This window comes from Neisseria sp. P0009.S007, from assembly GCF_051962515.1.
In genome coordinates this window covers 1-1,925 of record NZ_JBQCVF010000247.1, presented here as the reverse complement: position 1 = coordinate 1,925, position 1,925 = coordinate 1, and the positions used below count along the sequence as shown (strand labels likewise).

The window sequence follows — 1,925 nt, the reverse complement described above, 5'->3', positions numbered from 1 at the left end:
GCAGAAGTATTTTCTCAACCCACTTTATCATATCCTTCTGTTGTATTTATGCAGCATAAAATAAATTATTCCATTATTCTAAGTATAAAAATACAAATACGGTTGCCTGTTTTTGTAAATAACCTCAAAATTACAAAATCATAACGGCCGCACCCTGTCGGCCGATTATTTTATTCCTAATCCTTCACAAAATATAAAAGCAAACCGATGAATGCTCAACAATATGAAGAATCTTTTCTGCTAGCAGAAAAATTAATCACTCAAGACCCACCTGACTTTGCACGAGCCATCCCTTTGCTCTGCGAAGCAGCAGAAGCCGGGCATATTGAGGCTGCATTTCAGCTGGCAGGATGCCTAATCGAACACCACGAAAATGCGCAAGATTTAGCAATTGCAGTTGAATATTTAAAGCAAGCTGCAAGAGCTGGTCATCCATACGCCCGCTATAATCTTCTCCAATTACAAGAAAATAATGGAATAGAAGTAGAAAAGCTCATCGCAGCCTATCAAGAGCTTGCCGAAGAAGGATTGGCTCCTGCCCAACTGCGCCTGATGCGTTTATATGCAGACAATGGCAATGACCAAGAAGCAGTCAAATGGGCACTGAAAGCTGCCGAACAACAAAATCCTCAGGCACAATACTTCTTAGCCCAGCATTACCAATATTCCAGCTCTCCTGATTTGGAATATTCCCATAAACTTTATCAGCAATCCGCTGCACAGGGATTTATTGCGGCACACTGGCAACTCGGCCTTCAATACAAATTTGGGCAAGGTGTTGCACAAAACCCTGAAAAAGCAATCGAACATTTGCGTATTGCCGCCGATTACGACATTGTTCCAGCGCAAACCTCTCTTGCAGAACTCTTGTCAGTATCAAACCCTGCCGAGGCATTAGAATGGTTTGAAAAAGCGGCAGAACAAGGTGACAGCAATGCGCATGTAGCACTTGCCGAAATCTATCTTCTGGGTAAAAACACCGAGCGAGACCCTCAAAAGTCCTATCAACACGCTAAGTTTGCTGCGGATCAAAATGACCCGGAAGGCTTGCGCCTTTTAGGAGATATCCATCGCTACGGATTGGGACGAGCAGTTGATGCAGACACTGCCCGTCAGTATTATCAACGCGCAGCCGACTTAGGCAATCTTGTCGCTTACCAAAAACTTCTATCTGACAGTGCGTTGAATAACCAGCAAAACTACGAGTTAACCAAAGAAATCGCCCTTCAACGTCAAGAGGCCGAGCGCCTATACAAACTGGCATTCGCGGCCCACTATGGTTTAAAACGCCAACAAAATTATGCTGAAGCACTGGAGCTATACCTTCAGTCTGCAGAACGAGGACACAGTAAATCACAAACCAATCTTGGCATGATGTATTACAGCGGACAAGGTGTACCTGTCGACTATGCCCAAGCTGCAAAATGGTTTGAAGCAGCGGCCAAACAAAGAGACACGATGGCTCAATATAATCTTGCCTGTCTGTATTATCACGGTATGGGCGTAGAAAAAGACATCAACAATGCTTGTTTCTGGCTACAAGAAGCTATCCAACATGGACATGAACAGCAAGACGTTCTCAAAGAGCTTTTGGCTCAATGGAAGCAGTTCGCTCAAAAAGCTTCTGCCGCTTAAAGGCCGTCTGAAATTCTCAGACTACTAACAAATGACATGCCCAGCTATTCAACTAGCCTGTGCATGTCATTTTTTAATTTTCCCTTCCTCAATCATCGTCCTCTTAAAATTTCACTCTTTCTTAACCTCTTCCAAAATCTTCAGACGGCCCATTCGCTTGTAAAAAATAACACAGTCTGAACTTTCTTTTTCAAACTCAAAGTTTAAATTTAATTTTCGATTTTAGACAAATTTTGAAAATTAATTTTCGTATTCGAATTTTTTAATCCAAACAACAGAGACTTTTACCG

General features: G+C 42.3%; 1 protein-coding gene. It reads left to right on the top strand.

The annotated features are described in order from the left end of the window. Positions 1–207 precede the first annotated feature (207 nt). Complete coding sequence (locus ACTHS3_RS12120; RefSeq protein ID WP_070608312.1) at positions 208–1,635, top strand: tetratricopeptide repeat protein; 1,428 nt, start codon at positions 208–210, stop codon at positions 1,633–1,635. Positions 1,636–1,925 lie beyond the last annotated feature (290 nt).